Below are 1,674 nucleotides of genomic sequence, written 5' to 3'. Positions count from 1 at the left end.
ATGCCAACACGCAGGCCTGTCTTTAGATTCTCTAACTGGGCTTGCTTTTCAGCCGTAGCCTTACGGGTAGAAATTTCCACTTGGGCTTGACCTCGGATCCTCTCGTCCTCTTTTTTGAGAAACTGCTCAAGGGATTTAGGATCTTTCTTAAACTGCTCAATCAAGGCAGCCTGCTCATTACTCACTTGTCCACTAGCGATCGCCTGCTTCAACTGCTCATCACTAGCCTGCATCAGTAAGTTAATTCGGCCTTGCTGTTGCTGCAATTCAGTGTTAATTCGATTATTCAATTGAGTTTCAGCTAGGGTAACTTCTTGCTCAATTCGCTCCAGGGTTTGCTGACGAGCTAGCTGTGCATTACTGAGATGCAGGGGAGTGATGATTAGATACATCAGTGCCATCAGGCTAGCCAGTAAAAAGATCACGATGCCAACTGCTCGCCAGAACTTACGCTGAGAGCGAGTAGTCTCGGTAATACTGTCCATCCACAGTCCGATCGCTAGCACCATTAGCCCCAGCAATGACACAAAGCCTTGATCGACTAACTGCACCACAATTTCCACTTGGGATCTCAAGGTATCTAGGCTCGTAGGCTTAGGTGGCAAATTAGGCAATGTAATGACAAAAACAATATTGACGATTGTCATCAAAATCAGCAGCATACCGCAAATTTTGAGAGCTTGGGAAGTATTAAAAGGCGCTCTGGTGGATGATTTCATAAAGAGACACAAGGGCAGTTTGCTATTATTAAGCAGCTAAATAAACTACGGCTGCATTGTATCAGGGAGCTTTATCTTGCATACAAAAAAGTTTCCGGTTAGTAGCAGTAGGCTGCTACTGAGTGTCGCCTGTTGGGGATGGTAATGATGTAGGACGGGTAGCCGTAGGCAGCAACTTGATAAACACAGGACTTGGAGTACTCTGATACCTGAGTTGAGTCTCTGATGATGGCGGTTCTGGAGCTGCTGCTAGGGTAGACAGAGTGAAAGCAAGTTGAGTCTGTTGCTCAAGCTGCTGGGTAGATGACACCAAACCGCTGAGTCCGTTAATCAAGTTCCGCAAGTTTTGGCGTAGCTTCGGATCCCCTGTTAATTCATCCAGATCAGAGGTGATTTTTTCAACATTTTGAAAGGTTGATCGGGCGGACTCTAGGGTTTGTTGCAACATTAACAAGTTAGCGGGACTACTGAGGGTGTTTGTCATGTTCCGCAGGTTAGCTGAGGCAGTCGCTGTATTTGCAGCTAGGGCTTCTAGGTTAGCCAACAACTCGCCACGGCTTAGCCGAGAAATGGCTGGTGTCAGCTCAGCGGTAGCAATTCGTAGTTGACGAGTAGTTTGATTCAAGTTATCCAACGTTAGGATGAGGGTGGCACGGTTTGCTTCTAGTAGGCTGCTAACCTGGCCGGCTGTGAGGGTTAACTGGTCTGCGGTACGCCCAAAGCCCTTTACAGTTTCAGATGTTTGCTCTAGGGTGCGGTTTAAGGTTGCTGTGGTTTGTTGAATCGAGGCAGACACCGATTGCAGTTCTTGCTTAGAGGCTTTGCTGAGGTCTGCCAACTCATTGGTCAACTTAGCAACACCGGCGGCGGCATTAGAGGAATTTTTTGCCAACTCCTTCAAGGCTTGAAATAGCTCTTCGTCATCTAGACGTTGGGCTAAGCGAGATGCAATCCG

The 1,674-nt window shown here is 47.4% G+C and carries 2 protein-coding genes; both read right to left on the bottom strand.

Going from position 1 to position 1,674, the window contains the following annotated elements; all coding sequences use genetic code 11:
• The coding region (locus NZ772_18595; protein ID MCS6815566.1) for an HpsJ family protein at nucleotides 1–719 on the bottom strand (719 nt) is incomplete at its 3' end.
• Between the two features lie 115 nt (nucleotides 720–834).
• The coding region (locus tag NZ772_18590; GenBank protein ID MCS6815565.1) for an MCE family protein at nucleotides 835–1,674 on the bottom strand (840 nt) is incomplete at its 5' end.

The sequence above is a fragment of the Cyanobacteriota bacterium genome, assembly GCA_025054735.1.
GTDB lineage: Bacteria > Cyanobacteriota > Cyanobacteriia > SKYG9 > SKYG9 > SKYG9.
Note: the sequence above shows the minus strand (reverse complement) of the source record. Positions and strands in the feature narration are given on the sequence as shown.